General features: G+C 69.3%; 25 protein-coding genes. 16 read left to right on the forward strand and 9 right to left on the reverse strand.

Going from position 1 to position 24,363, the window contains the following annotated elements; genetic code table 11:
- Positions 1–4: 4 nt before the first annotated feature.
- A complete protein-coding gene (locus tag AC3ENX_RS08755; RefSeq protein WP_434811484.1) occupies positions 5–793 on the forward strand; it encodes an ABC transporter ATP-binding protein in 789 nt (262 codons plus the stop codon).
- A 20-nt stretch (positions 794–813) separates the two neighbouring features.
- Here the strand turns inward: AC3ENX_RS08755 and AC3ENX_RS08760 are convergent, their stop codons facing one another.
- Positions 814–1,521, reverse strand: a complete 708-nt coding sequence (locus AC3ENX_RS08760) for an aspartate/glutamate racemase family protein (protein ID WP_434811485.1) — start codon at positions 1,519–1,521, stop codon at positions 814–816.
- Positions 1,518–3,167, reverse strand: a complete 1,650-nt coding sequence (locus tag AC3ENX_RS08765; protein ID WP_434811486.1) for an NCS1 family nucleobase:cation symporter-1 — start codon at positions 3,165–3,167, stop codon at positions 1,518–1,520. Before AC3ENX_RS08765 ends, AC3ENX_RS08760 begins: the two co-directional genes overlap by 4 nt.
- 217 nt (positions 3,168–3,384) lie before the next feature.
- Here AC3ENX_RS08765 and AC3ENX_RS08770 point away from each other — a divergent pair, with 217 nt between their 5' ends.
- The 4 genes from AC3ENX_RS08770 to hpxO all read left to right on the forward strand — a co-directional run bounded on the left by AC3ENX_RS08770 (position 3,385) and on the right by hpxO (position 6,105).
- Positions 3,385–3,990 carry a helix-turn-helix domain-containing protein gene (locus tag AC3ENX_RS08770; RefSeq protein WP_434811487.1) on the forward strand — a complete coding sequence of 202 codons (606 nt, stop codon included), beginning with the start codon at positions 3,385–3,387 and terminating at the stop codon, positions 3,988–3,990.
- Between the two features lie 44 nt (positions 3,991–4,034).
- Positions 4,035–4,532: a 2-oxo-4-hydroxy-4-carboxy-5-ureidoimidazoline decarboxylase gene (gene uraD / locus AC3ENX_RS08775; RefSeq protein ID WP_434811488.1), complete on the forward strand. Its 498-nt coding sequence runs from the start codon at positions 4,035–4,037 to the stop codon at positions 4,530–4,532.
- Position 4,533: 1 nt separating this feature from the next.
- Positions 4,534–4,854, forward strand: coding sequence for a hydroxyisourate hydrolase (uraH, locus tag AC3ENX_RS08780; protein WP_434811489.1), 321 nt, complete (start codon positions 4,534–4,536; stop codon positions 4,852–4,854).
- A gap of 63 nt (positions 4,855–4,917) precedes the next feature.
- Positions 4,918–6,105 carry an FAD-dependent urate hydroxylase HpxO gene (gene hpxO / locus AC3ENX_RS08785; RefSeq protein WP_434811490.1) on the forward strand — a complete coding sequence of 396 codons (1,188 nt, stop codon included), beginning with the start codon at positions 4,918–4,920 and terminating at the stop codon, positions 6,103–6,105.
- 37 nt (positions 6,106–6,142) lie between these two features.
- On the opposite strand, the gene AC3ENX_RS08790 is transcribed toward hpxO, so the two are convergent.
- Positions 6,143–6,574, reverse strand: a complete 432-nt coding sequence (locus AC3ENX_RS08790; protein ID WP_434811533.1) for a DUF1761 domain-containing protein — start codon at positions 6,572–6,574, stop codon at positions 6,143–6,145.
- A gap of 114 nt (positions 6,575–6,688) precedes the next feature.
- On the opposite strand from AC3ENX_RS08790, the gene AC3ENX_RS08795 reads away from it, so the two are divergent.
- Positions 6,689–7,609: a 2-hydroxyacid dehydrogenase gene (locus AC3ENX_RS08795; protein WP_434811491.1), complete on the forward strand. Its 921-nt coding sequence runs from the start codon at positions 6,689–6,691 to the stop codon at positions 7,607–7,609.
- 6 nt (positions 7,610–7,615) lie between these two features.
- Here AC3ENX_RS08795 and AC3ENX_RS08800 read toward each other — a convergent pair whose 3' ends face one another.
- Together AC3ENX_RS08800 and AC3ENX_RS08805 are read right to left on the reverse strand one after the other, a co-directional pair.
- Complete coding sequence (locus AC3ENX_RS08800; RefSeq protein ID WP_434811492.1) at positions 7,616–8,983, reverse strand: MinD/ParA family ATP-binding protein; 1,368 nt, start codon at positions 8,981–8,983, stop codon at positions 7,616–7,618.
- Between the two features lie 118 nt (positions 8,984–9,101).
- A complete protein-coding gene (locus AC3ENX_RS08805) occupies positions 9,102–9,620 on the reverse strand; it encodes an adenine phosphoribosyltransferase (protein ID WP_434811493.1) in 519 nt (172 codons plus the stop codon).
- A 93-nt stretch (positions 9,621–9,713) separates the two neighbouring features.
- Here AC3ENX_RS08805 and AC3ENX_RS08810 point away from each other — a divergent pair, with 93 nt between their 5' ends.
- From AC3ENX_RS08810 to sufU, 6 genes are read left to right on the forward strand one after another with little or no spacing between them, the layout of a single operon-like run.
- Complete coding sequence (locus tag AC3ENX_RS08810; RefSeq protein ID WP_434811494.1) at positions 9,714–11,396, forward strand: glycoside hydrolase family 13 protein; 1,683 nt, start codon at positions 9,714–9,716, stop codon at positions 11,394–11,396.
- A gap of 8 nt (positions 11,397–11,404) precedes the next feature.
- Complete coding sequence (locus tag AC3ENX_RS08815; protein ID WP_434811495.1) at positions 11,405–12,421, forward strand: LacI family DNA-binding transcriptional regulator; 1,017 nt, start codon at positions 11,405–11,407, stop codon at positions 12,419–12,421.
- Positions 12,422–12,468: 47 nt separating this feature from the next.
- Positions 12,469–13,695, forward strand: coding sequence for an amidohydrolase (locus tag AC3ENX_RS08820; RefSeq protein ID WP_434811496.1), 1,227 nt, complete (start codon positions 12,469–12,471; stop codon positions 13,693–13,695).
- A 36-nt stretch (positions 13,696–13,731) separates the two neighbouring features.
- Positions 13,732–14,472, forward strand: coding sequence for a hypothetical protein (locus tag AC3ENX_RS08825; protein ID WP_434811497.1), 741 nt, complete (start codon positions 13,732–13,734; stop codon positions 14,470–14,472).
- Positions 14,473–14,524: 52 nt separating this feature from the next.
- Positions 14,525–15,838 carry an aminotransferase class V-fold PLP-dependent enzyme gene (locus AC3ENX_RS08830; protein WP_434811498.1) on the forward strand — a complete coding sequence of 438 codons (1,314 nt, stop codon included), beginning with the start codon at positions 14,525–14,527 and terminating at the stop codon, positions 15,836–15,838.
- Positions 15,835–16,296, forward strand: coding sequence for a Fe-S cluster assembly sulfur transfer protein SufU (gene sufU, locus AC3ENX_RS08835; RefSeq protein ID WP_434811499.1), 462 nt, complete (start codon positions 15,835–15,837; stop codon positions 16,294–16,296). The genes AC3ENX_RS08830 and sufU overlap by 4 nt, the downstream gene beginning before the upstream one ends.
- 145 nt (positions 16,297–16,441) lie before the next feature.
- Here the strand turns inward: sufU and AC3ENX_RS08840 are convergent, their stop codons facing one another.
- Genes AC3ENX_RS08840 through AC3ENX_RS08850 form a run of 3 tightly spaced genes read right to left on the reverse strand, consistent with a single transcriptional unit; the run spans position 16,442 to position 18,781 of the window.
- Positions 16,442–17,407 (reverse strand): SRPBCC family protein, encoded by a 966-nt coding sequence (locus AC3ENX_RS08840; protein WP_434811500.1) that lies wholly within the window; start codon positions 17,405–17,407, stop codon positions 16,442–16,444.
- A gap of 29 nt (positions 17,408–17,436) precedes the next feature.
- Positions 17,437–17,787, reverse strand: coding sequence for an ArsR/SmtB family transcription factor (locus tag AC3ENX_RS08845; RefSeq protein ID WP_434811501.1), 351 nt, complete (start codon positions 17,785–17,787; stop codon positions 17,437–17,439).
- 52 nt (positions 17,788–17,839) lie between these two features.
- Positions 17,840–18,781 carry a LysR family transcriptional regulator gene (locus AC3ENX_RS08850; RefSeq protein ID WP_434811502.1) on the reverse strand — a complete coding sequence of 314 codons (942 nt, stop codon included), beginning with the start codon at positions 18,779–18,781 and terminating at the stop codon, positions 17,840–17,842.
- Between the two features lie 119 nt (positions 18,782–18,900).
- Between AC3ENX_RS08850 and AC3ENX_RS08855 the strand changes: the two genes are divergently transcribed.
- From AC3ENX_RS08855 to AC3ENX_RS08865, 3 genes are read left to right on the forward strand one after another with little or no spacing between them, the layout of a single operon-like run.
- Complete coding sequence (locus tag AC3ENX_RS08855) at positions 18,901–19,890, forward strand: putative oxygenase MesX (RefSeq protein WP_434811503.1); 990 nt, start codon at positions 18,901–18,903, stop codon at positions 19,888–19,890.
- A gap of 17 nt (positions 19,891–19,907) precedes the next feature.
- On the forward strand, positions 19,908–20,933 hold the full coding sequence (locus tag AC3ENX_RS08860; RefSeq protein ID WP_434811504.1) for a methionine synthase: 1,026 nt from the start codon (positions 19,908–19,910) through the stop codon (positions 20,931–20,933).
- Positions 20,930–21,499 (forward strand): flavin reductase family protein, encoded by a 570-nt coding sequence (locus AC3ENX_RS08865; RefSeq protein WP_434811505.1) that lies wholly within the window; start codon positions 20,930–20,932, stop codon positions 21,497–21,499. The genes AC3ENX_RS08860 and AC3ENX_RS08865 overlap by 4 nt, the downstream gene beginning before the upstream one ends.
- A gap of 220 nt (positions 21,500–21,719) precedes the next feature.
- Here the strand turns inward: AC3ENX_RS08865 and AC3ENX_RS08870 are convergent, their stop codons facing one another.
- Positions 21,720–23,912: an ATP-dependent DNA ligase gene (locus tag AC3ENX_RS08870; RefSeq protein WP_434811506.1), complete on the reverse strand. Its 2,193-nt coding sequence runs from the start codon at positions 23,910–23,912 to the stop codon at positions 21,720–21,722.
- Positions 23,913–24,029: 117 nt separating this feature from the next.
- On the opposite strand from AC3ENX_RS08870, the gene AC3ENX_RS08875 reads away from it, so the two are divergent.
- Positions 24,030–24,356: a hypothetical protein gene (locus AC3ENX_RS08875; protein WP_434811507.1), complete on the forward strand. Its 327-nt coding sequence runs from the start codon at positions 24,030–24,032 to the stop codon at positions 24,354–24,356.
- Positions 24,357–24,363 lie beyond the last annotated feature (7 nt).

Consider the following 24,363-nt stretch of genomic DNA (forward strand, 5'->3'; position numbering starts at 1 on the left):
GCACATGACCGATCTGACCACCGCCGACGTCGTCCTGCAGGATCTCGGCAAGCGCTACGGCCCGGAGTGGGCGGGCGTGCAGGCTGTCGCCGACGTCGACATCAACATCGCTGCGGGCGAGTTCATCGCCGTCGTCGGCGCATCCGGCTGCGGCAAGAGCACCGTGCTGCGCATCCTCGCCGGATTCGAGCCCGCCACGAGCGGCAGCGTCACCGTCGGGGGGCGGCCCGTGACCGCCCCCGGCCCGGACCGCGGGGTTGTCTTCCAGGACTATGGACTGTTCCCCTGGCTCACGGTGCGCGAGAACATCGCCTACGGCCCGAAGCGGCGACGTGTGCCGCGAGCACGTGTGCGCGAGCTCGCGGACCGGTTCACCGAGACCGTCGGGCTCAGCCGCTTCGCCGACCGGTACCCGGGCGAGCTGTCCGGCGGCATGCAGCAGCGGGTCGCGATCGCTCGCGTCCTCGCGAACGAGCCGAGCGTGCTGCTGATGGATGAGCCGTTCGGCGCGCTGGATGCGCTGACGCGGTCGGACCTGCAGGCCGAGCTCAAGCGCATCCACCTCGAGACCCGCACGACCGTCGTCTTCGTCACGCACTCGATCGAAGAGGCCGTGTTCCTCGCCGACCGCGTCGTGGTGATGACGGGTGGGGCCTCGCACGGCGTGCCCGGGCACATCGCGCGCATCGTGCCGATCGACCTGCCCGAGCCGCGCGATGTCACGACCCCCGCGTTCAACGCGTACAAGCGCGAGATCTCCGACCTGGTGCACGGCGCAGGCGATCACGCCTGACACCGGCCGCGGGCAGCGCCTCACACGGCGACGAGGCGGGGTGGGCTCGCGTACTCGCTGCGCTTGCTCGTCTTCAGCCCCATCCGCACCATCGCGGTCGCGAGGCCCACAGCCGACGCGACACCGTCGACGACGGGGACACCCGCTGTCGCGGTGAGCATGCGACACAGATCCGCCATCCCGGCGCAGCCGAGCACGATGACGTCGGCCTCGCGGCGCACCGCTTCGTGGCAGAGACGGGTGATGGATGCCGTGGCCTCCGACCCGGAGTCCTCGAGCTCGAGCACGGGGATCTCGGCGGCCGTCAGCCAGACGGCCGCGTCGCCCATGCCGTAGCGGGCCACGAGGTCGCGTGCGCGGCCGAGCGTGCGGCTCAGGGTCGTGACGACGGCGAAGCTGCGTCCCGCGAGGGTCGCGGCGTGCATCGCGGCCTCCGCGATGCCGATGACGGGAACGTCGACCAGCTCCCGCGCGGCATCCAGCCCCGGATCCCCGAAGCAGGCGATGACGTATGCATCACTGCCCCCCGCCTGTTGGTCCTGCCGGACGAGGTCGACCACCGCCGCGGCGGCGAGGACCTCGTCGACGTGCGACTCGATCGCGGCGGCGCCCGTTTCGGGGCACACCGCGTCGATCACGACGCCGGGCCCCGCCGCCTCCCGGGCGGCGGCGGCGATCTTCGCCGTCATCGCCCGGGAGGTGTTGGGGTTGATGAGGGTGATCCTCACGCGCCGTGCTCCACGACCACGGGGACCTCCGCTGAGATGGCCGGCGGCTCGGAGTCCGCGGTCGCGGCGGCGCCGTCGATCGTGCCGTCCGAGATGCCCTCGTCCTCGCCGTCGAACGTCGGGACCTGCGGGTCGATACGCTCGAACAGGATGAACAGGCCGTAGCCGAGAGCGCATCCGATGAACCAAGTGAAGTTGCCGATCCACGAGATGTCGAACAGCCCCAGGTCGGCGAACGTCTTCGGCAGGATCGCGAGGAGGATCGTCGGGATGCCCGCGGCCAGCAGCGTCTTGATCGCGTTCGGGTTGTATCCCTTGCGGTACCAGTAGGCGCCCTGCTCGGACATCGTGAACATGTCGTCGACCTTGATGCGCTGGCGCGCCGCGACATAGTAGCCGGCGATCAGCAGGCCGAACAGCGGGCCGATGAGCGCGGCGAGCACACCCAGCGAGTAGTGGATCGCGGTCGCGTCGGCGTACCAGTTCCACGGAAGCAGGAAGACCGATCCGACGGCGGCGATCATGCCGCCCATGCGCCACGAGATGCGGTGCGGCGCGACGTTGGAGAAGTCGAACGCGGGCGAGATGAAGTTGGCGACGATGTTGATGCCGACGGTCGCCGTGACGAACGTGAGCCCGCCCAGCAGGATAGCGAACGGCGTGTCGATGGCCTGCACCGTGTGGATCGGGTCGACCAGTAGCTCGCCGAAGACGGGGAGCGTCGCCGCCGCCGTGAGGACCGTCAGGATCGAGAAGAACAGGAAGTTCACCGGCAGACCCCAGAAGTTGCCGCGCTTGACATCGCGGAACGAGCGGCCGTAGCGGGCGAAGTCGCCGAAGTTGAGCATCGGACCCGAGAAGTACGCGACGACGATGCCGACGGCCATCACCATGAGGCCGATCGTTCCCCAGAAGTCCTGGGGCGCGGCATCCGGATCCGACAGGTTCAGGTCGATGCTCTCCCAACCCGCCTGCGAGACGAGGTACACCGCGAGCACGATCATGACGGCATAGACGGCGGGGCCCGCCCAGTCGATGAAGCGGCGGATGACCTCCATGCCGTTCCAGAACAGGGCCACCTGCGCGACCCACAGGATCGCGTAGGAGATCCAGCCGAGCGCCGACAGTCCCAGGAAGCCGACGTCGAGCAGCGCTTCGGAGCCCGGGATGAACTTGAGGAAGATGATGTTGAGCGACTCAGCCGCGAGGAAGGTCTGCACGCCATACCAGGCGATCGCGATGACGCCGCGGATGATGGCGGGGATGTTCGCACCCTTGATGCCGAAGATCGCACGGTTCACGACCGGGTACGGCACACCCGTCTTCTGGCTGGGCTTGGCGACGAGGTTCGCGAAGACCTGGACGATGACGATGCCGACGACGAGGGCGACGAGCACCTGCCAGGCCGCGATGCCGAGGGCGAACAGCGAGCCCGCGGTGACATAGCCGCCGACCGAGTGCACGTCGGACATCCAGAACGCGAAGATGTTGTACCAGCTCCACTTCTGCTTGCGCAGGGGAGCGAGATCCTCGTTCGCGAGACGCGGGTCGTAGCCCGGCTTGACGTTGCCCGAGCCGACGGGGTGCCCCGCGGCTTCGACGATGTCCTGTGGGGTGGTGGGTGGGTTGATCTGTTGCTGCGACATGAGTGAGCCTTCCGCTGGCCGGTGGTTCGCGAGTGGTGCATGGATGGGGTGACCACGACGAGGAGTCCGCGGCGGGTGGAACTGAATGTGAAGCTATCCCTTCACACATCGCGATCGGTTTCGCGGATGTAACAGCGTTGTGAAGTTCCGACTTCACACTGTGCGGTCGAGGCGTGACCGGGACGTCCGCCCCGATGCGCCGTCTAGGATCGGAGCCATGGCCGACCCCGCCGCCGCTCCCGAAGCGACCACCGCGCCGGTCGGAGCGCGCCTGCGCGAACTGCGCAAGGCGCGCGGCATCTCGGCCCGCGCGCTGGCCACCAGGCTGGAGATCTCGCCGAGCGCCGTCTCGCAGATCGAGCGCGGCGTGCTGCAGCCGAGCATCGCGCGTCTGATCGCGATCACCGACGCACTGGATGTGCCGCTCGCCGACGTGTTCGGAATCGGTGACGACCGTGCCGCCGACGATGACGCGCACCACGGGTTCGCGCTGCAGCGCGCGGGGCATGCCGTGCAGATCCCGCTCGAGGGGGGCGTGACGTTCCGGCGCATCTCGCCCGTGCCCTCTCCCGGCGTCGACTACTTCATCACGACGTACCCGCCGGGAGCGACCGCACATCCCGAAGACGGACTGTTCCGCCACGACGGCTACGAGATCGGCACGGTGCTCGCGGGCGAGCTGACGATCGACTTCGACGACGAACGGGTGACGCTGCGCGCCGGCGACGCGATCAGCTACCCGTGCTCCGTTCCGCACCTGCTGCACAACACCGGAACCGAGGATGTCGTCGCGCAGTGGCTGATCGTCCACCCGGGCCGCTGAGCGCACGTTACGGGGACGAAACGCCGCGGCGATACGGTCGGTGCATGCAGCTCTCGGAGTTCAACGCGGCTGACCGCGAGACGGCCGCGGCGACGGTCGCGGTGTGGGCGGCGGTTCCCGCGTGGGTCGACGCGGTCGTCGCGGCGCGTCCGTACGCCTCGGTCGGCGAGGTCACCGCGCGCGCCGACGAGCTCGCCCGGGGCTGGACCGACGCCGATCTGGATGCCGCGCTCGCCCACCACCCGCGCATCGGGCAGAAGCCCGCGGGGTCGGGGGCGGAAGCTGCCGCGAGCACCCGCGAGCAGGCGGCGATGGCGACGGCATCCGCTTCGACGACGGATGCCATGGCGCAGGCCAACGCCGACTACGAAGCCCGGTTCGGGCGCGTGTTCCTCATCCGCGCCGCGGGCCGCAGCGCCGACGAGATGCTGGCCGAAGTGCGCCGCCGGCTCGGCAACGACGACGCCACCGAAGCCGCCGAAGCGCGCGATCAGCTGCGCCAGATCGCGCTGCTGCGCCTGCGCTCGAGCCTGGAGGACTGACATGAGCCACCTGACGACCCACATCCTCGACGCGACCGCGGGTGTGCCCGCGACGGGTGTCGCGGTGACTTTGGTGGGCCCCGACGGCGCCGCCCTTGCGTCGGGACAGACCGACGCCGACGGCCGGCTCGCGCTCGGTCCGGATGCCCTGGAGCCGGGCGACTACACGCTGACGTTCGCCACCGGGCCGTACTTCGTGGCGCAAGGCGTCGAGGCGTTCTACCCGTCGGTGACGGTCGCGTTCACCGTCGCCGACCGCCCGCACTACCATGTGCCGCTGCTGCTGAGCCCGTTCGCGTACTCGACGTATCGCGGGTCGTGACGGCGTAACGCCCCGGTAGCGCGACGAAACCTGACGGTGACACAGCATCCGTAGCCTGCGGATGTGAAGGTCATCATCGTCGGCGCGGGAATCGGCGGAACCAGTGCGGCCATTGCGTTGCGACGGCTCGGCCACGAGGTCGTCATCTACGACCGGATGCGCGAGAACAAACCGGTCGGCGCGGCGCTGTCGCTGTGGTCCAACGGCGTCAAGGTGCTCAATTGGCTGGGGCTGGCCGACGAGGTCGCGGCCCTCGGCGGCGCCATGGATCACATGGCGTATGTCGACGGGTACAGCGGCGAAGAACTGTGCCGGTTCTCGTTGGAGCCGGTGACGACGCAGACCGGCCAGCGCCCCTACCCGGTCGCTCGGGCCGACCTGCAGTCCCTGCTCATGGAGCGCGTGGGGATGGACCACATCCGACTCGGGATGCGGATGGTCGGCATCGAGGACGCCGGCGATGCGGTGACCGTCACCTTCGAGGACGGCAGCACCGACACCGGCGATCTGCTCATCGGCGCCGATGGCGCCCGCTCGATCACCCGCGCGCATGTGCAGCCGGATGACGCCGTGCCGATCGAGCGCGAGTACTCGGGGTACACGAACTTCAACGGCCTCATCGAGACGGATGACGAGATCGGTCCGCCGGACCAGTGGACCACGTACGTGGCCGACGGCAAGCGTGCCGCGGTCATGCCCGTGGCCGGCGACCGGTTCTACTTCTGGTTCGACGTGCCGCAGCCCGCCGGGGTGCCCTACCACCCGTCCGAGGGCACCGGCCCCCTGCGCACGGCGTTCGACGGCTGGGCGCCGGGTGTGCAGCGGCTGCTCGAGCGCATCGATCCGGCACGGTCGCTCAACCGCGTCGAGATCTGGGACATCACCCCCTTCCATACCTGGGCGAAGGGCCGGGTCGCGATCCTTGGGGATGCCGCACACAACACCGCACCCGACATCGGCCAAGGCGCGTGTTCGGCCCTGGAGGACAGTTTCGCGCTGGGCATCGCGTTCGCGACCAACACCGTGAGTGTCGAAGACACCCTGCGCCGCTACGAGCGCATCCGGTCGCAGCGGGCCGGCGAGCTCGTGCTGCGTGCACGCAAGCGCGGGCACGAGACGCACGCCTACGACCCCGACGCGACGGATGCCTGGTACGAGAGTCTGCGCGGCGCCGACGGCGTCGGCATCATCCGCGGCATCGTCGGCAACATCGACGGCAGCCCGGTCGAACTCGGCGCGGCGCTGCTCTGAGTCCCGCGAACCCGACGGCGCGGGGTCAGTCGCCCGCTCAGACAGTGCCGGCGGGCGGCCAGACGCCGATGATGACGGCCATGACCACGACCGTCACCAGTTCGTGGGCGATGTTCATGACCGTCAAGTTGGTGGGGCGGCCCTCGAACGCGTCGTGCGTGATGAAACGCGCAGCCGTAAGGCCCGCCCACAGGATGATCGCGGTCAGCAGCGACGCGACGAGGTAGCTGCCCTCGTAGAAGTGCCATGCCAGCGTCGTGGCGCCGGCGAGCACCCACGCGGTCACGAAGCTGACGAGCACCGTCACGAGGATCGGCAGCCATGCCGATGCGCCGGGGCGGTCCATGTCGACCTTCGCGAGCTCGGCCCACTTCGTGCCGAACACCTTCGGGGTGTACCAGATCGATCCGACCACCATGCTCGAAAGCATCGCGAGCGTCACGGCCCAATAATTGATCTCGGGGATCATCATCGCTTCCTCCACGCATCCGGGGTGCGGCGTCCGATGCGGACCGCTGCCCGGAGCGTATCGCCGCGTCATCGGCCGCGCCATGAACCTCGCCGCGCGGGTAGCGTGAATCGGGTGACCGATCTCGTCGTTGCCGTCCCGACCGAACGTCTCGCCGCCGATCTGCAGCCGCTGCCGCCCGGCGTCGAGGCGGTCGTGTGGACGATGGACGACGCGTCACCGCATCCGCACCTCGACATCGTCGTGCCGCCGTATATGTCGGCCGGGCGCGGGCTGCCGCACCTCGCGAACGTGTCGACGCGTCTCGTGCAGGGGCAGTCGATCGGGTACGAGGGTGTCGAGCGGACGCTGCCGCCGGGCACCGTGTTCGCCAACGCCGCGACGGTGCACGAAACGTCGACGGCAGAGCTCGCCGTGGCCCTGACGCTGGCGGCGCAGCGCCAGCTGCCGTCGTTCGTGCGTGCACAGGACGAGGGTCGCTGGGCGCCCGTGTTCGCCGAGAGCCTCGCCGACCGGCGGGTGCTGCTGCTCGGCTACGGCGGCGTCGGCAAAGCCATCGCGGCACGCTTGGCACCGTTCGAGGTCGACCTCGTCGCGGTCGCGTCGCGGGCTCGCGTCGAGGACGGCGTCGAGGTGCATGCCGTCGACGAGCTGCCGAACCTGTTGGGCGAGGTCGACATCTTGATCGCATCGCTGCCCGGTGGCGAGGCGACGCGACACATCGTCGACGACGCCGTCCTGTCGGCGCTGCCCGACGGGGCGCTCGTCGTCAACGTCGGGCGCGGCCCGCTGGTCGACACCGACGCGCTCGTCGCGCACGTCGAGCGCGGCCGCATCCGGGCGGCGCTCGACGTGACCGACCCCGAGCCGCTGCCCGCCGACCATCCCCTGTGGGGGCTCGACAGTGTGCTGATCGCGCCGCACGTCGGCGGCGCGTCGACGGCGATGCAGCCGCGCATCGCCCGTCTGGTCCGCCGTCAGATCGACCGCATGCTCGCGGGCAAGGAGCCCGAGAACATCGTCATCCGCACCTGACCCGCGTCAGAGGCGGTCGGAGATCGTGGCGGCGACCGTGAGCCAGGCGTCGCGGGTCTCGGGCGAGAGCGCTTCGAAGTCGATCGGACCGCCGTCGACGAGCGCGGCGTCGAAGGGCACGTGCACGACGGCCGAGGTCACCTGTTCGAAGTGGCGCTGCAGGCGTTCGGCGAGGCGCTTGTCGGGTCGCTGCGAGGGGGCGGCGAGGATCGTGACGGCACTGTCGATCTTGTGATCGAAGCCCTTCTCGCGCAGCCCGTCGAGCAGCCACGCAGCGGATGCCGCGGTGTCTTCGCGCACGGTCGAGACGATCACGAGCTGGTCGGCGGCAGCGACCGCGGCGACCCAGTTCGAGGCGCGCATGTTGTTGCCGGTGTCGACGACCATGATCCGGTAGTAGCGCGAGAGCACGTCGTGCAGACGGTCGAATGCGGGGGCGTCGATCGTCGACGAGGCGGCGGCGTCTTCGTCGGATGCCAGCACGTCGAAGCGTGCGTCGACCTGCGTGCGCACGTAGGTGTCGAGGGCCGCGAGGCTCGCGCCGGTCGGCTCGGTGAACCGGTCGAGTTCTTCGAGCAGGTCGACAGCGGTGCGGTTGTGGGGCGAGTGCTGGGCGCGCCAGCCGAGCGTGCCGCGCGTCTCGTTGTTGTCCCACGCGAGAGTCGCGCCGCCGCGCTGGGTGCCGAAGGTGGCGGCCAGCAGCAGCGTCGAGGTCGTCTTGTGCGCGCCGCCCTTCGGGTTCAGCACGACGATCGTGCGCGGTGCGTCGAGGCGTCGCTGGACCTTGCGCTCGCGCTCGATGCGGGAGCGTTCGGCCTTGCCCGGGCGCGGCGAGATGGCGCCGCCGGTCATGCGGCGCACGGCGCCCTGCCAGCCCTCGTTCGCACGGGCACGGGCGCGCTCGGCGCGCGACCCGAGCAAGTCGTCGACGGTCGGGGTTGCGCGGGTGGCGTCGCGGCGGGTCGCGGTCGACCGCAGCGGGGCGGATGCCGCGGCGGCCGGCGCCTCCGCCGGCGTGGGGGCCGGTGCTGGTGTGGCGGCCGACACCGGCGCGGGGGTCGTGGGGTGCAGCGGCACGGCAGAGATCGGGGCGACAGCGGCAGCGGCGGGCGCCGGCGCGTCGTCGAGCGACGCCGCTTCGAGATAGGTGCCGTCGGGGTGCACGATGATGGGCCAGCTGACGTCGTCGTCGAAGACGGTCGCGGTGACGGGTTCGCCGGCGGATGCCGCAAGCTGACGGATCGCTTCGACGATGCGGTCGCGCAGGCCCTCGGCGCTCGACGCGTAGAGCTGGTCGATGTCACCGGAGACGTGCAGTTCGGCGGCGGTGGCCGACGTGATGCGCACGGTCGGCTCGAAGGTGGTGGTTCCCACGGGGGCCTCTCTTGATCGGGCGCACGGCCGATCGTGTTCGGGGCGGATCATGCTCGGGGGGATGCTGATCGGGCTCAGAAAATCATCCCATCCGGCTTGAGGTCGGGCCGGGAGCGACTCAGACCTTGAACAGGGCGTGCACGTCGCCGCACACGGCGCGTCCGCCGAGGTGCTCGAGCTCCATCAGCACTGCGGTGCCGGCGACCTCGTAGCCGAGCGTCGTGAGCAGCTCCTTCGCGGCGCGCAGGGTGCCACCGGTGGCGAGCACGTCGTCGAGCAGCAGCACGCGGCTGCCGGGCGGCAGGTCTGCCGCCATCTCGATCGCCGCTTCGCCGTACTCGAGGGCGTACGACACCGATGCCGCCGGTCGCGGCAGCTTTCCCGCCTTGCGGATCGGCACCATGCCCACGCCCGCGGCGATCGCGGTGGCTCCGGCGAGCAGAAAGCCTCGCGCTTCGACACCGGCGACGACGTCGAAGGTGCCGGCGAACGGCTCGACGAGCGCGTCGGCGACGGTGCGCAGGGCATCGGCATCCGCCAACAGGGGCGAGATGTCGCGGAAGAGGATGCCGGGTTCGGGAAAGTCGGGAATCGTCGCGATCAGCGACTCGGCGCGGTCGAGGGCCTGTGAAATCACCGATCCAGGGTACGCGCGTCGCACCTGCGAGGATGATCCGAGACCGAGAAATTGGAGGTAAGAATGCGCAAGCGCTTGCCCTACCATGTATCCATGAACACTTCGACCCTGTCCACCCTGGCTCCCATCGGTGAGAGCCGCCCCGGTGCGGAATGGTGGCGTACCGCCGTCATCTACCAGATCTACCCGCGCTCGTTCGCGGACGCGTCGGGCGACGGCATCGGCGACCTGCGCGGCATCACCGAGCGCCTCCCGCACCTGCAGGAGCTCGGCGTCGACGCCGTGTGGCTGAGCCCGTTCTACCGTTCGCCGCAGAAGGATGCCGGCTACGACGTCGCCGACTACTGCGACGTCGACCCGCTGTTCGGCACGCTCGAAGACTTCGACCGCATGCTCGGCGAGGCGCACGGACGCGGCATCCGGGTGATCGTCGACCTCGTCCCGAACCACAGCTCCGACCAGCACGAGTGGTTCCAGGCGGCCCTTGCGGCAGCACCGGGCAGCCGCGAGCGGGCCCGCTACATGTTCCGCGACGGCAACGGCGAGCAGGGCGAACTGCCCCCGAACAACTGGGAGTCGGTCTTCGGCGGGCCCGCGTGGACGCGCGTGACCGAGGCCGACGGCACACCGGGCCAGTGGTACCTGCACCTGTTCGACACGTCGCAGCCCGACTTCGACTGGGCAAACGCCGAGGTGCAGGACGAGTTCCGCCGCATCCTGCGGTTCTGGCTCGACCGCGGCGTCGACGGCTTCCGCGTCGACGTGGCGCACGGCCTCGTCAAGACCGACGGCCTGCCCGACCACCTGCCCGCTGTCGACGGCGACAGCATGGGCGGCGACGCCGACGACGTGCCCTACTGGGGTCAGGAAGGCGTGCACGAGATCTACCGCGACTGGAACCGTGTGCTCGCCGAGTACGAGGGCGACCGCGCCCTGTGCGCAGAGGCATGGCTGCCGACCGTCGACAAGACCGCGCTGTGGGTGCGCCCCGACGAGATGCACCAGGCGTTCAACTTCTCGTACCTGACGACCGAGTGGGATGCCGCTGAGCTCCGCGAGGTGATTTCGGAGTCCCTCCGCGCCTACCCCGCCGTCGGCGCACCGTCGACGTGGGTGCTGTCGAACCACGATGTCGTTCGTCACGCGTCGCGGCTGGCGCTGACCGCCGAGAACCCGCAGGGTCACGGCATCGGTCCTGCGTCGCCCGGTCAGCCGATCCCCGAAGTCGGTCTCCGCCGCGCGCGGGCCGCCACGGCGCTCATGCTGGCGCTGCCCGGTTCGGCGTACCTGTACCAGGGTGAGGAGCTCGGCCTGCCCGAGGTCATCCACCTGCCCGACGACGCCCGCCAGGACCCGACGTGGTTCCGCACCGAGGGCGAGCGCTACGGCCGCGACGGCTGCCGTGTGCCGATCCCGTGGGAGTCGGGTGCACCGTCGTACGGGTTCAGCACGTCGGGCGAATCGTGGCTGCCCCAGCCCGCAGAATTCGACGCCCTGGCGCGCTCGGCGCAGGAGGACGACCCCGACTCGACGCTGTGGCTGTACCGCACGCTGCTCGCGGCGCGCCGTGACCTGAACCTCGGTGCAGGCGAGTTGACGTGGTTGAGCGGCTACGCTGATGACGTGCTCGCCTTCAGCAACGGAGATCTCACGGTCATCGCCAATCTCGGCGCCGAACCGGTCGCGTTGCCCGCGGGTACCCTGATCGCGGCCAGCGACGCGTTCGAGGGCGGTCTGCTGCCCGTCGACACGACTGTCTGGTTGGCCGCCGGCTGAGCACCGCGATGGTGAGCCTGGAGGAGGTCGCCCGTCGAGCCAATGTGTCGACGGCGACCGTCTCCCGCGCCCTCAGCGGCCGGGGCCGCATCTCGGACGCCACTCGTGAGCGGGTGCGCGACGCGGCGGATGCCATGGGCTACGTCGTGTCGGCATCCGCGTCGAGCCTGGCATCGGGTCGCACGCAGAACATCGGCGTGCTGGTGCCGCTGCTCGACAAGTGGTTCTTCGCGATGGTGCTCAGCGGCATCGCAAACCATCTTGCGCCGCGCGGGTACGACATCACGCTCTACAACGTGACCGACGACCCCGAGCAGCGTCGCCGGTTGTTCTCGTCGTCGCTGCGGCGCCGTCGCGTCGACGGGTTGGTTGCATTGTCGGTCGATCTCGATGCCGACGATGTCGCCCACCTGCAAGACCTAGGGCTTCCGGTCGTCGGTCTCGGTGCGCCCGGCCCCGGCCTCGCGGCACTGCGGGTCGACGATGTCGCGGTCGCACGCACGGCGACCGAGCACCTGCTCGAGCTCGGGCATCGCGAGATCGCGCACATCGGTCTCGACAAAGAGGCCGGCGACGAGCACGACATCCCGACGCTGCGTACCCGCGGGTTCGAGGCGACCCTCGCCGAGGCGGGGCTCGAGCCGGCCGGGTTCGAACCCGCCGACTTCACGATCGACGAGGGCCACCGCGCGGCGCGCAAGCTGCTGCAGGGCGAGCGGCGTCCGACCGCGATCTTCGCGGCATCCGACGAGCTCGCCTTCGGCGCCCTGTTCGCGGCGCGCGAGCTGGGTCTCGACGTGCCGCGTGATCTGTCGATCGTCGGCGTCGACGGCCACGAGATGAGCGAGTTCTTCGGCCTGACGACGGTCGCGCAGTTTCCGCACGACCAGGGCGAGCGGGCCGGCGATGCGATCCTCGCGCTTGTCGAGACCGGCTCGCTGCCCGACGACGCGTCGCTGCCCGACGACGCGTCGCTGCCGTTCGAACTCATCGTGCGCACCACCACGGGCCCCGCGCCCCGCTGATTTCCGCTGCCCGCGTTCGACTGGGGCACCCGCGTAGGCTCTGACGCATGACCGAGCGCCACCCGATCGACCTCGAAGCCCTCTACATCGACCTGCACCGTCACCCGGAGCTGTCGTTCCAAGAGACCCGCACGGCGGGCGTCATCACGCGTGAGCTCGCGGCGCTGGGACTCGAGTTCGAAGAGGGCATCGGCAAGACCGGTGTCGCGACGACGATCCGCAACGGCAACGGTCCCGTCGTGTGGCTGCGCGCCGACATGGATGCCCTGCCCGTCGAAGAAGACACCGGCCTCGCCTACGCCAGCACCGCGCGCGGCACCGACCCGGCCGGCACCGATGTGCCCGTCATGCACGCGTGCGGCCACGACATGCACGTGACCGCGCTGCTGGGCGCGCTCGAGAAGCTGCTCGCGACGCGTGAGGAGTGGTCGGGCACCGTCGTGGCCGTCTTCCAGCCGGCCGAGGAGTACGGCGCGGGTTCACAGGCGATGATCGCCGACGGTGTGCTCGACCGGTTCCCGAAGCCCGACGTCGTGCTCGGCCAGCACCTCACACCGCTGCCCGCGGGCGTCATCGGGGTGCGCCCGGGCACGCAGATGGCGGCATCCGACGGGCTCAGCGTGCGGCTGCTCGGTCGCGGCGGGCACGGTTCGCGCCCCCACGCGACGATCGACCCGGTCGTCATGGCCGCGGCGACCGTCATGCGCCTGCAGACGGTGGTCTCGCGCGAGGTCGACCCGCGTGAGATGGCGGTCGTCACCGTCGGCTCGATCCACGCTGGGCTGAAGAACAACATCATCCCCGCCGAGGCGAAGCTCGAGCTGAGTCTGCGGTACCCGAACGACGATGCGCGCGCCGACGTCATGGCGCGGGTCGAGCGGATCGTGCGGGCGGAGGCCGCGGCATCCGGTGCCGAGGAGGAGCCGGTCATCTCGATCGACCACACACTGCCGCCGACGATCAACGACCACGACGCCACCGCGCGCCTGACCGCGGCGTTCGACAACGCGTTCGGGGCGGGCACGGTCATCGACCCGGGCATGTTCACCGGCAGTGAAGACGTCTCGTGGTTCGCGCGCGAGTCGGGCGTGCCGCTCGTGTTCTGGTTCTGGGGCGGGGTCGACCCGCAGACGTACGCGGATGCCGAGGCTGCCGGTCGCATCGCCCAAGACATTCCGACGAACCACTCCCCGCTCTTCGCGCCCGTGCTGCACCCCACGATCGAGCGGGGCGTCGATGCGTTGGTCGTCGCGGCGACCGAGTTCCTGGACTAGCACGGCGCACCCAGCCGCATCGGGGAGACTGGATGCATGGCCCCCGCACGTGCGCAACGCTCCACCATCGTTCTGGCGGTGATCGCGGGTGTGCTCGCGGTCGCCGTGATCGTCACCATGATCATCGCGATGAACCGCGGCGGGTCGAGCACTCCGGCATCCGAGCAGACGACGACCGGCGAGGCGCCCGTCGAGACCACCGAGACGGCGCCGAGCGACGACGCCTCGACGCCGCCTGCCGAGACCGACGGGGCGCGCATCGAGGTGTCGGGCACCGGCTTCACGCTGACGGATGCCGCGGGCTCCGAGGTGTATGAGCACGATTGGGCGGCCGAGGCGCAGCCTGCGATCGATGCGCTGAGTGAGGCGTTCGGCAGCGAACCGACCGAGGACTTCCTCGAGGGAGACGCCGAGAACTGGGCCTACGACATCTACGACTGGAACGGCTTCCGGCTCTATGACGTACGGCTGGGCGAGGGCAACCGGCCACGCGACGAGATCCCCGCCCCGACCTATGTCGACTACACAGCGAACACGGTCGGCGAGGTCACGATCGCCGACGAGTTCGGCATCGAGATCGGCATGAGTGTCGCCGACGCGCAGGCGCTCGGACCGGATGCTGAAGACACCGCCGACGGCAGCCACACGCAGCTCGTGTTCGGCACCGACCGCGGCACGTTCTGGAACGACGGGGTGCGCACCTTCAGCGCGTTCGCGAAGGCGAGCGCCGACGCGGTGACGGGCGTGACCTACACGTTCTACCAGGGCGAGCGCTGACCCCGGGGGTCACACCGGGCCCTGGCCGTCACGGGCGGCGTAGCCTAGAGGGGTGACTTCCCCCGGCCTGACCGATACCGCAGCGCCCGCACCCGTGCGGGTGTTCGATGCCGCCGCGTTGCGGGAGGATTTTCCGATCCTGCAGACCGAGGTGAACGGCCACCCGCTCGTGTATCTCGACTCTGGTGCGACGAGCCAGAAGCCGCGGCAGGTGTTGCAGGCCGAGTACGACTTCCTCACCCACCAGAATGCGGCCGTGCACCGCGGTGCGCACACGCTCGCGGCCGAGGCGACCGACCTGTTCGAGGACGCCCGTGAGGCCGTCGCCGGGTTCGTCGGTGCCGCCCCCGAGCAGCTCGCCTGGACGAGCGGCGCCACGGCGGGCCTCAACCTCGTCGCGTATTCGATCGGCAATGCGACGCTCGGACGCGGCGGTGAGGCGGCATCCCGCTTCGCCCTCAAGCCGGGCGACGAGATCGTCGTGACCGAGAGCGAGCACCACGCGAACCTCATCCCGTGGCAAGAGCTCGCGGCGCGCACGGGCGCCGCGCTGCGGCACATCCCGCTGCACGACGACGGGCAGCTCGATCTCGATGCCGCGTCATCCCTCATCGGCGCCCGCACCCGCGTCGTCGCCTTCACACACGTGTCGAACGTGCTCGGCATCATCAACCCGGTCGCCGAGCTCGTCGCACTCGCCCGCGAGGCGGGCGCCCTGACGGTGATGGATGCCTGCCAGTCGGCGCCGCACCTGCCGCTGGACCTGCCGGCATCGGGCGTCGACCTCGCCGTCTTCAGCGGCCACAAGATGCTCGGCCCGTACGGCGTCGGCGGGCTCTATGGTCGCGCCGAGGTGCTCGACGCGCTGCCGCCGTTCCTCACCGGCGGGTCGATGATCACGACGGTCACGCTCGACGAGGCAGGTTACCTGCCCGCGCCGCAGAAGTTCGAGGCCGGCACGCAGCCGGTCGGCCCCGCGATCGGCCTGGCCGCGGCGGTCCGCTACCTGCAAGATGCCGGTGTGGATGCCGTGCACGCGCACGAGGCCCGGCTTGCCGAGCGCATGCGCGACGGGCTGCGCGAGATCCCCGGCATCCGTCTGCTCGGCGACGCCGAGGTTGTGGAGCGCGTCGGCCTGTGGTCGTTCGACGTCAAAGGTGTGCACGCGCACGACGCCGGGCAGTACCTGGATGCGCTCGGCATCGCGGTGCGCGTCGGCCACCACTGCGCGAAGCCGCTGCACCAGCGGTTCGGCATCACCGCGTCGGTGCGCGCCTCGACCGCCCTGTACAACACCGATGCCGACGTCGACGCGTTCCTCGATGGCGTCCGCGGCATCCGTCCCTACTTCGGAGCAGACGCATGAACGGGCTCGATTCGCTCTACCAGGAGCTCATCCTCGACCACTCCAAGCACCCGCGCGGCAAGGGCATCGCCGACGAGCCGGGCCGGGTCGCGAGTTCGCACCAGCACAACCCGATGTGCGGCGACGACGTGACCCTGCAGGTGCATGTCTCGGACGACGGCGCGCGCCTCATCGACGTGACGTGGGACGGCACCGGCTGCTCGATCTCGCAGGCGTCGGCATCCATGCTCGCCGCGCTCGTCGAAGAGGATGCCGGGGATGCCGGCCTTCCCCGCGAGCAGGTCGATGCGCTCATCGAAGGGTTCCGCGAGGCGCTGCGCTCGCGCGGCAAGATCCCGCTCGACGAAGAGACCTACGCCGACGCGACCGCGCTGTCGGGGGTTTCGAAGTTCTCAGCGCGGGTGAAGTGCGCCATGCTCGCGTGGGTCGCGCTCGAGGATGCCATCGCCCGCGCCTGAGACTGGCCCGCTGAGGCGATTCGCACACTCGCCGCGGCATCCCCTCATCGCCGAGCCCTCACAGTTGACGCGAACCCTCACACTCCTGCGTCGAAAACTCTGAGGGTTCGAGCAGAGTGTGAGGGTTCGCGGGGGATGCCGCAGGTCAGACGGCGGCGAGCACACCCTCCAAACGGGCGTAGCTGGTCTCCATGCCGTCGGTCATGCCGGTGGCTAGGATCATGTCGCGCAGCTCGAGGCTCGGGTACTCGATGAGAAGCGTGAGCAGGGTCGCACCGTCCTCTTCGTAGAGCTGCAGGTCGTTGATCGTGCCCTCGCCCTCCATCCCGATCATCTTCTCGGTCGTCACCGAGCGCCGCGGCGCCTCGCTGATGAGCGTCTCCCCCTCGAACCCGAAACGGGTGGATTCGTCGTCGCCCTGCTGCCACACGTAGCGGTAGGTGTCGCCGACTTCGCACTCGACCATCTGCCAGCCGTCGGGGCCGAGCAGCCATTGCTTGAGCAGTTCGGGCTCCTGGTGCGCGCGCCAGACGAGGTCCTGCGGACCTTCGATGAGCCGGGTGATGCGCACGTGGGTGTCGTCGAGGATCTCGGTGCGGGTGCCCTTGCCCTGCGCGTAGTCGCGCAGGTCGTGCAGCACGGCATCCAGCTGGTCCATCGCCATGCGCGAGCCTTCGACGGCGCCCATGTCGATCGCCTGCTGCAGCCCTTCGAGCGAGGCGAACGTCGTGACGTTGGTCATGCGCGCGCCGGTGTCGGTCGCGGTGAATGCGTACGTCATGCGCATGGTCGGGAAGCCATCGAAGACGGTGCCCTCGGCATCCGTGAAGTTGTCGAGCACTTCGAAGCCGTTGCCCTCGTCGATCGAGAGGAACTCCCACGCCCCGTACGAGGCCTCACCTTTCGGGCTGGTCATGTGGTACTTCGCGCGGCCGCCGACCGTGAAGTCGAAGTCGGTGAAGGTGGCCGGCCACCCGGGAGGGCCCCAGAAGCGCTCGAGCTGGCGGGGCTGCGTGAACGCGCGCCACAGCCGGTCGACGGATGCGTCGACGTCGGCGACGAGCGTCATCGTGAGGTTCTCGGTGTCGGTGGTGATGTCGGTGACAGGCATTGCTCTCTCCTTGGGTGACTTCGTATGGGTCAGTGCTCGGGCTCGGCGAGGAACGCGTCGAGCCGGTCGATGCGTGCGCGCCAGAGGTCTTCGTAGCGCGACAGCAGGGCGCGGGCGCGGGCGATCATGACGGGATCCGCTCGGACAAGCCGCTCCCGGCCCTCGGCGCGCTTGACGATGAGGTGTGCGGCTTCGAGCACGGCCACGTGCTTCTGCACCGCGGCGAACGACATGTCGTAGTCAGCGGCGAGCGCCGAGACGGACTGCTCGCGCTCGATCGTGCGACGCAGGATGTCACGGCGGGTCGCCGCCGCGAGTGCATGGAACAGGCGGTCGGTCTCATCGTCGGTCAGCTCCGGGCTGGAATCTTGTACAACCATTTGGTTGTACGTTAAGGCAGTGGATGCCGGGTGTCAAGAGGTCTTCACAACCTCAGTCGAGCAGCTGCACTCCGAAGCCGGAGACGACGGCGCGCACCTCTGACAGGTAGCGGTGGGCCTGGTCGGTGAGCGGGATGGCGGTGTGGTCGATCCAGCCGATCTCGATGCGCTCTTCGACCTGGAGCGGGATCGCGACGATCTCGGGGTCGAGTTCGTCGCTGATGATGCCGGTCGAGATCGTGTAGCCGTCGAGGCCGATCATGAGGTTGAAGATCGTGGCGCGGTCGGACACGCGGATGTCCTGCCGGCTCGAGCGGGTCGAGAGGATCTCTTCGGCGAAGTAGAAGGAGTTGTTCGCACCCTGGTCGAACGTGAGGCGCGGCAGGTCGGCGAGGTCGTCGAGCGTCACCCGCTCCCGCTTCGCGAGCGGGTTGGTGCGCGAGATGAAGATGTGCGGGTCGGCGAGGAACAGCGGGTGGAAGGCGAGCCCCGAGTCGCGCAGCAGCTTGTCGATCACCTTCCGGTTGAAGTCGTTGCGATAGAGGATGCCGATTTCACTGCGCAGCGTGCGGACGTCTTCGATGATGTCCCACGTGCGGGTCTCGCGGAGCGAGAATTCGTACTCCGCGGCATCCGAGGCCTTCACCATGCGCACGAAGGCGTCGACGGCGAACGAGTAGTGCTGCGTCGAGACGCCGAGCAGACGGCGGGAGGGCGGGCGGTCGAGGTAGCGCTGCTCGAGCAGTTCGACCTGCTCGACGACCTGGCGGGCGTAGCCGAGGAACTCGGCACCCTCGTCGGTGAGGGTCACGCCGCGCGCGGAGCGGACGAGCAGCGGCCGGCCCACGCGCGACTCGAGGTCTTTCATCGCGGCCGACATGGTCGGCTGCGCGACGTAGAGCAGGTCGGCCGCGCCCGAGATCGACCCCTCGGCCGCGACCTCGATGAAGTAGCGCAGCTGCAGCAGCGTCATCCCGCCCGATCGTTGAGCCATAGGCAAACCCTATATGAGCGCATAGTCAGCGCAAGTTACCCGATAACCGCCTTGCGGCGTCACCATTGATGCATCCCCCTTCTGCGGCCGACCCCGGCCCACCCGACCGGATGACGAGCATGGCCCACGACTTCAGCTTCCGCTTCACGACGACACGCTTCGACGAGGACTACACCCCCTCCGACGACTCGCGCGTCACGACGAACTTCGCGAACCTGGCCCGCGGTGAGCACCGTCAGCAGAACCTGCGCAACACGCTCGCGATGATCGAGAACCGGTTCAACGACCTCGCAGGCTGGGACAACCCGACTCGCGACCGCTACGCCGTCGAACTCGAGATCGTCTCGGTGCATCTTGACTTCACCGCCGACGGTGAAGCGCAGAGCTTTCCGCTGCTCGAAGTGCTCGACACCTCGATCGTCGACCGCCGCACGGGTGCCCGCCACCACGGCATCGTCGGCAACAACTTCTCGTCGTACGTCCGCGACTACGACTTCAGCATCGTGCTCCCCTCGCTCAGCAACAGCGGATCGTCGCACCTGCCCGACGACTTCGGCCTGCTGCACGGCCGCCTGTTCGAACAGTTCCTGGCATCCGACGCGTACCGCGAGCGCTTCACGCAGACACCGGTCATCTGCATCAGCGTCTCGACGAGCAAGACCTACCGTCGCACCACGAACGTGCACCCCGTGCTGGGCGTCGAGTACGAGCAGGACGCGTTCTCGCTGACCGACGAGTACTTCGCCAAGATGGGCCTGCAGGTGCGGTACTTCATGCCGCGCGGCAGTGTCGCGCCGCTCGCGTTCTACTTCCGCGGCGACCTGCTGAGCGACTACTCGAACCTGCAGCTGATCAGCACGATCAGCACGATGGAGACGTTCCAGAAGATCTACCGCCCCGAGATCTACAACGCGAACTCGGCCGCAGCCGACATCTACCGGCCGACCCTCGAGTCGCTGGACTTCTCGCGCACGCAGATCGACTACGACCGCGAAGAGCGCAGCCGACTCGGCGTCACGCAGGGCAAGTACACCGACGAGCACTTCATGACGCCGCACAACGACGCGCTCGAGCAGTGGCTCGCCGGCGCGCTCGCCCCGGTCGGCTGAGCGCGGAGGATCACGACATGAGCACCCTCCTTCCGACCTCGATCGTCGGCAGCCTGCCCAAGCCGTCGTGGCTCGCCGAGCCCGAAACCCTGTGGTCACCGTGGAAGCTCGAAGGCGACGCGCTCGTCGAGGGCAAGCAGGATGCGCTGCGCATCGCCGTGCAGGAGCAGACGCGCCGCGGCATCGACATCGTCAGCGACGGCGAGCAGACCCGTCAGCACTTCGTCACGACCTTCATCGAGCACCTGAGCGGTGTCGATTTCGAACGGCGCGAGACGGTCCGTATCCGCGACCGCTACGACGCGAGCGTGCCCACGGTCGTCGGCGCGGTCGGCCGCGAGCGGCCCGTGTTCGTCGACGACGCGAAGTTCTTGCGGCAGAGCACCGACCGCCCGATCAAGTGGGCACTGCCCGGCCCCATGACGATGATCGACACGCTCTACGACGCCCACTACAAGAGCCGCGAGAAGCTGGCGTGGGAGTTCGCCGGCATCCTCAACCAGGAGGCGCGCGAGCTCGAAGCCGCCGGCGTCGACATCATCCAGTTCGACGAGCCCGCGTTCAACGTCTTCTTCGACGAGCTGAAGGACTGGGGTGTCGCGACGCTGGAGCGTGCGGCCGAGGGTCTGCGCGCCGAGACCGTCGTGCACATCTGCTACGGCTACGGCATCAAGGCGAACACCGACTGGAAGGCCACGCTCGGTTCGCAGTGGCGGCAGTACGAGGAGTCGTTCCCGCTGCTGCAGCGCTCGACCATCGACACCGTCTCGCTCGAGAGCCAGCACTCGCACGTGCCCATGGACCTCATCGAGATCCTGCGCGGCAAGAACGTCATGCTCGGCGCGATCGACGTCGCGAACGAGACCGTCGAGACGCCCGAAGAGGTCGCCGATGTGCTGCGCAACGCACTCGCCTTCGTCGACGCCGACAAGCTCATCCCCAGCACGAACTGCGGCATGGCGCCGTTCCCGCGGGATGTCGCCCTCGCCAAGCTCAGCGCCCTCAGCGCCGGGGCACGCATCGTCCGCGAGGAGTTGGCGTGAGCACGCCCGACACCGCCACCAAGGGACTCGAGCCCAAGCACGGCTTCGCGTCGTCGCTGTCACCGGACGAGTTCAAGTCGCTGTTCCGCGGCCACCCCGGCGGGGTCGCGGTCATCACGGCGGATACCGGCGATGGCCCGGTCGCACTGACGGCCACGTCGGTATCGTCGGTGAGCGCCGAACCGCCGCTGTTGATCTTCTCGATCTCGGCGATGTCCTCGGCATCCGCCGTGCTCTCGCGCGCCGAGACCGTCGTCGTGCACCTGCTCGACGCACACGACCTCGACGTCGCGAAGCTCGGCGCGACGGGTGGCGCCGACCGGTTCGCGCAGACGCACACCTGGTCGCGGCTGGTCACCGGTGAGCCGGTCTACCGCGACGTTCGCGCGTGGGTCCGCTGCGCCGTGATCGACCGCATGGATGCCGGCACCTCGACCGTCATCGCCGCCCACGCGCTGCAGTCGCACATTGAGCGGGACGCGCACCCGGGCGCCTCCGGCGATGCGCTGGTCTATCACAACCGCACCTGGCATCGCCTCGGCGAGCACTCCCGCATCGACGACTGAGGCGTGTCCGCCCCGCGCCGGGCGATCTCTCCCCCGCGTCGTGCGTGACTCCCCCCGTCGCGCGGAACTCCCCCGCGTCGTGCGGAACTCCTGAGTTTTCGACAGCGCATGCCCGCCGAGCCCCGGAATCCCGGCCCTGCCTGGCGCCGGCACGACCAAAAGTCAGGAGTTACGCACGGCAACACGCGCTCACCCGGCGACCCGCGATCGCGGTCGTGACTCAACCCCCGGCGCCGAGCACGTCGTCGAGATCGTAGGAGACGGGTTCGTCGAGCTGCTCGTACGTGCAGTCGCGGGGGTCCTTGTCGTCGCGCCACCGGTTGAACTGGGCGGTGTGGCGGAACCGGGTGCCCTCCATGTGGTCGTAGCGCACCTCGACCACACGCTCCGGGCGGAGCGGGGTGAACGACAGGTCCTTGTTCGCGTTCCAGCGGGAGTACGCGGATGAGGTGGGGGTGCGGGGAAAGCTCTGGTCGCGGTTGTCGGCGGTCTGATCGGCGGTCGCCTCGTCGCCCTCGCCCGCCCACGACCACGGATGGCCCTCGAATCCGGTGACCAGCGGCTGCAGTTCTTGGAACAGTTCCTCACGGCGCTGCATGCTGAACGCCCCGATCACCCCGACCGACTGCAGGGTGCCGTCTTCGGCGTAGAGGCCGAGCAGCAGCGACCCGATCTTGTCGTCACCGGACTTGTGGGTGCGGTAGCCGGCGACCACACAGTCGGCGGTGCGCTCGTGCTTGATCTTGTACATCGCGCGCTTGTCTTCGAGGTAGAGCAGGTCGGCGGGCTTGGCCATGACGCCGTCGAGCCCGGCGCCCTCGAACTGCTCGAACCAGCGGCGGGCTTCGTCGCGGTCCTGCGTCGCCGGAGTGAGGTGGATCGGCGCTTTCGCGCCCGCGAGCAGCTTCTCCAGTTCGGCCCGCCGTTCGGCGTACGGCCGCTCGGTCCAGTTCGTCTCACCGTGGGCCAGCAGGTCGAACGCCACGAAACTCGCCGGGGTCTCGGCCGCGAGCTTCTTGACGCGGCTCGCGGCGGGGTGGATGCGCTGCTGCAGCAGCTCGAAGTTCAACCGATCACCGGACTCGGGGTCGACGAGCACGATCTCGCCGTCAATCACCGTGTGGTCGGGGAAGTTCGCGATGATCGCCTCGACGAGCTCGGGGAAGTAGCGGGTCATCGGCCGTTCGTTGCGCGAGCCGATCTCGACCTGGTCGCCCGAGCGCCAGATGAGCGAGCGGAAGCCGTCCCACTTCGGCTCGAACCACATGTCGCCCTTGGGAAAGTCCTTCACCGACCTGGCGAGCATCGGCCCGTACGGCGGCACGATCGGGGTGCCCCAGTGCGCGTCTCGGTCGGCCTTCGGCGCGAGGTATTCCTCGTCGTCGCGGTCCTTGCGGCGCTTCGACGGCTGCACGCGGGGCGGCTCGCCGGGCATCTTCGGGTAGTCGGGCGGAAAGTTCAGTTCGCCGAGCCCGCGCTCGACCTGCTCGTCCCACAGCGCGAGCGCGGGGGCGAGCGCGCCGACGTGGTCGTCGATCGTGGACCATGCGTCGCCGCGGTCGGCGAGGATGCCGGGAACTGTCCGCACGGTGAAATCTCCCGGCTTGCAGTCGCGCAGCTCGTCCCACGTGACCGGGAACGACACCGGCGCACCGGGCAGCGGCCGCGGCGAGTACGCGCCGGCGAGGGTCCGGTCGCGGCAGGACTGGTTGAAGTCGACGAACACCCGCTCGCCGCGTTCTTCCTTCCACCAGGATGCGGTGACCAGGTCGGGCAGGCGGCGTTCCAGTTCGCGGGCGATGCCGATGACGCCGTGGCGCACGTCGAGGAACTCGTGGTCGGGCGCGATGCGGCAGAACACGTGTACGCCGCGGTTGCCACTGGTCTTCACGAACGGCACGTAGCCGAGCTCCTCCAGCAGCTCCTTCAACGCGAAGGCGGCTTCAACCGAGTCGGCGAAGTCGCGGCCCGGCTGCGGGTCGAGGTCGATACGCAGTTCGTCGGGGTTGTCGAGGTTCGCGGTGCGCACCGGCCACGGGTGATACGTGATGGTGCCCATCTGCGCCATCCACACGAGCCCCGCGGTGTCGTCGATGACGAGCTGCTCGTGGCGGCGACGGCTCGGGTAGGTGCACGTCACCCGCCGCATCCACGACGGCGCACCGGCAGGCGGGCGCTTGGAGAAGAACTCGTCGCCGCCGACGCCGTCCGAGAACCGCTGGAGGGTGATCGGCCGGTCGCCAATGGCGCGGAGGGCGCCGTCCGAGACGCTCACGAGATATTCGGCGAGTTCGAGCTTGGTGACGGGTGCGGCACCGTCCATGAGCTCGGACGACCACATCTCGCGGTCGGGCGAACTGACCTTCACCTGTCGCGTCTCGCCGTCGGGGGTCTCGAACTCCATGACGCTCATGGGGTGACACTATCTGGGGCGGGTGCTCGACACGAGGATGCCGGTGGCACTTACCGCCCGGCCGAAGCGTCGTCAACCCCGTCGCGGCGCGCGGATCGCGAGGGCAGGGTGGACACCATGAACACCGACGCCAGCGGCACCGCGAACGAGCCCGACGAGCCCGCAGAGCCGGAAGAGACGACCGGGTCGGCCGGATCGGCCGAGTCGGCCGAACCCGACGAACCCGCCGAGCCGACGACCGAGCAGCTCGACGCGCCGAGTACGGAGAAGGATCCGGGCGAAGAGCCTGCCGCTCCGGCACCGGAGTCCAAGCCGGGCGAGGAAGTGCCGAACCATCAGGCGGTCGGCATCGGCGTCGTCGGTGGGCCGCTCGTCGAGCCGGATCAGCCGTTCGAGCCGATCGACGCAGACGATCCAGAGAGCGACCGCAGTCGCGACACCTGACGCGCCA

This window comes from Microbacterium sp. bgisy189 (assembly GCF_057707225.1).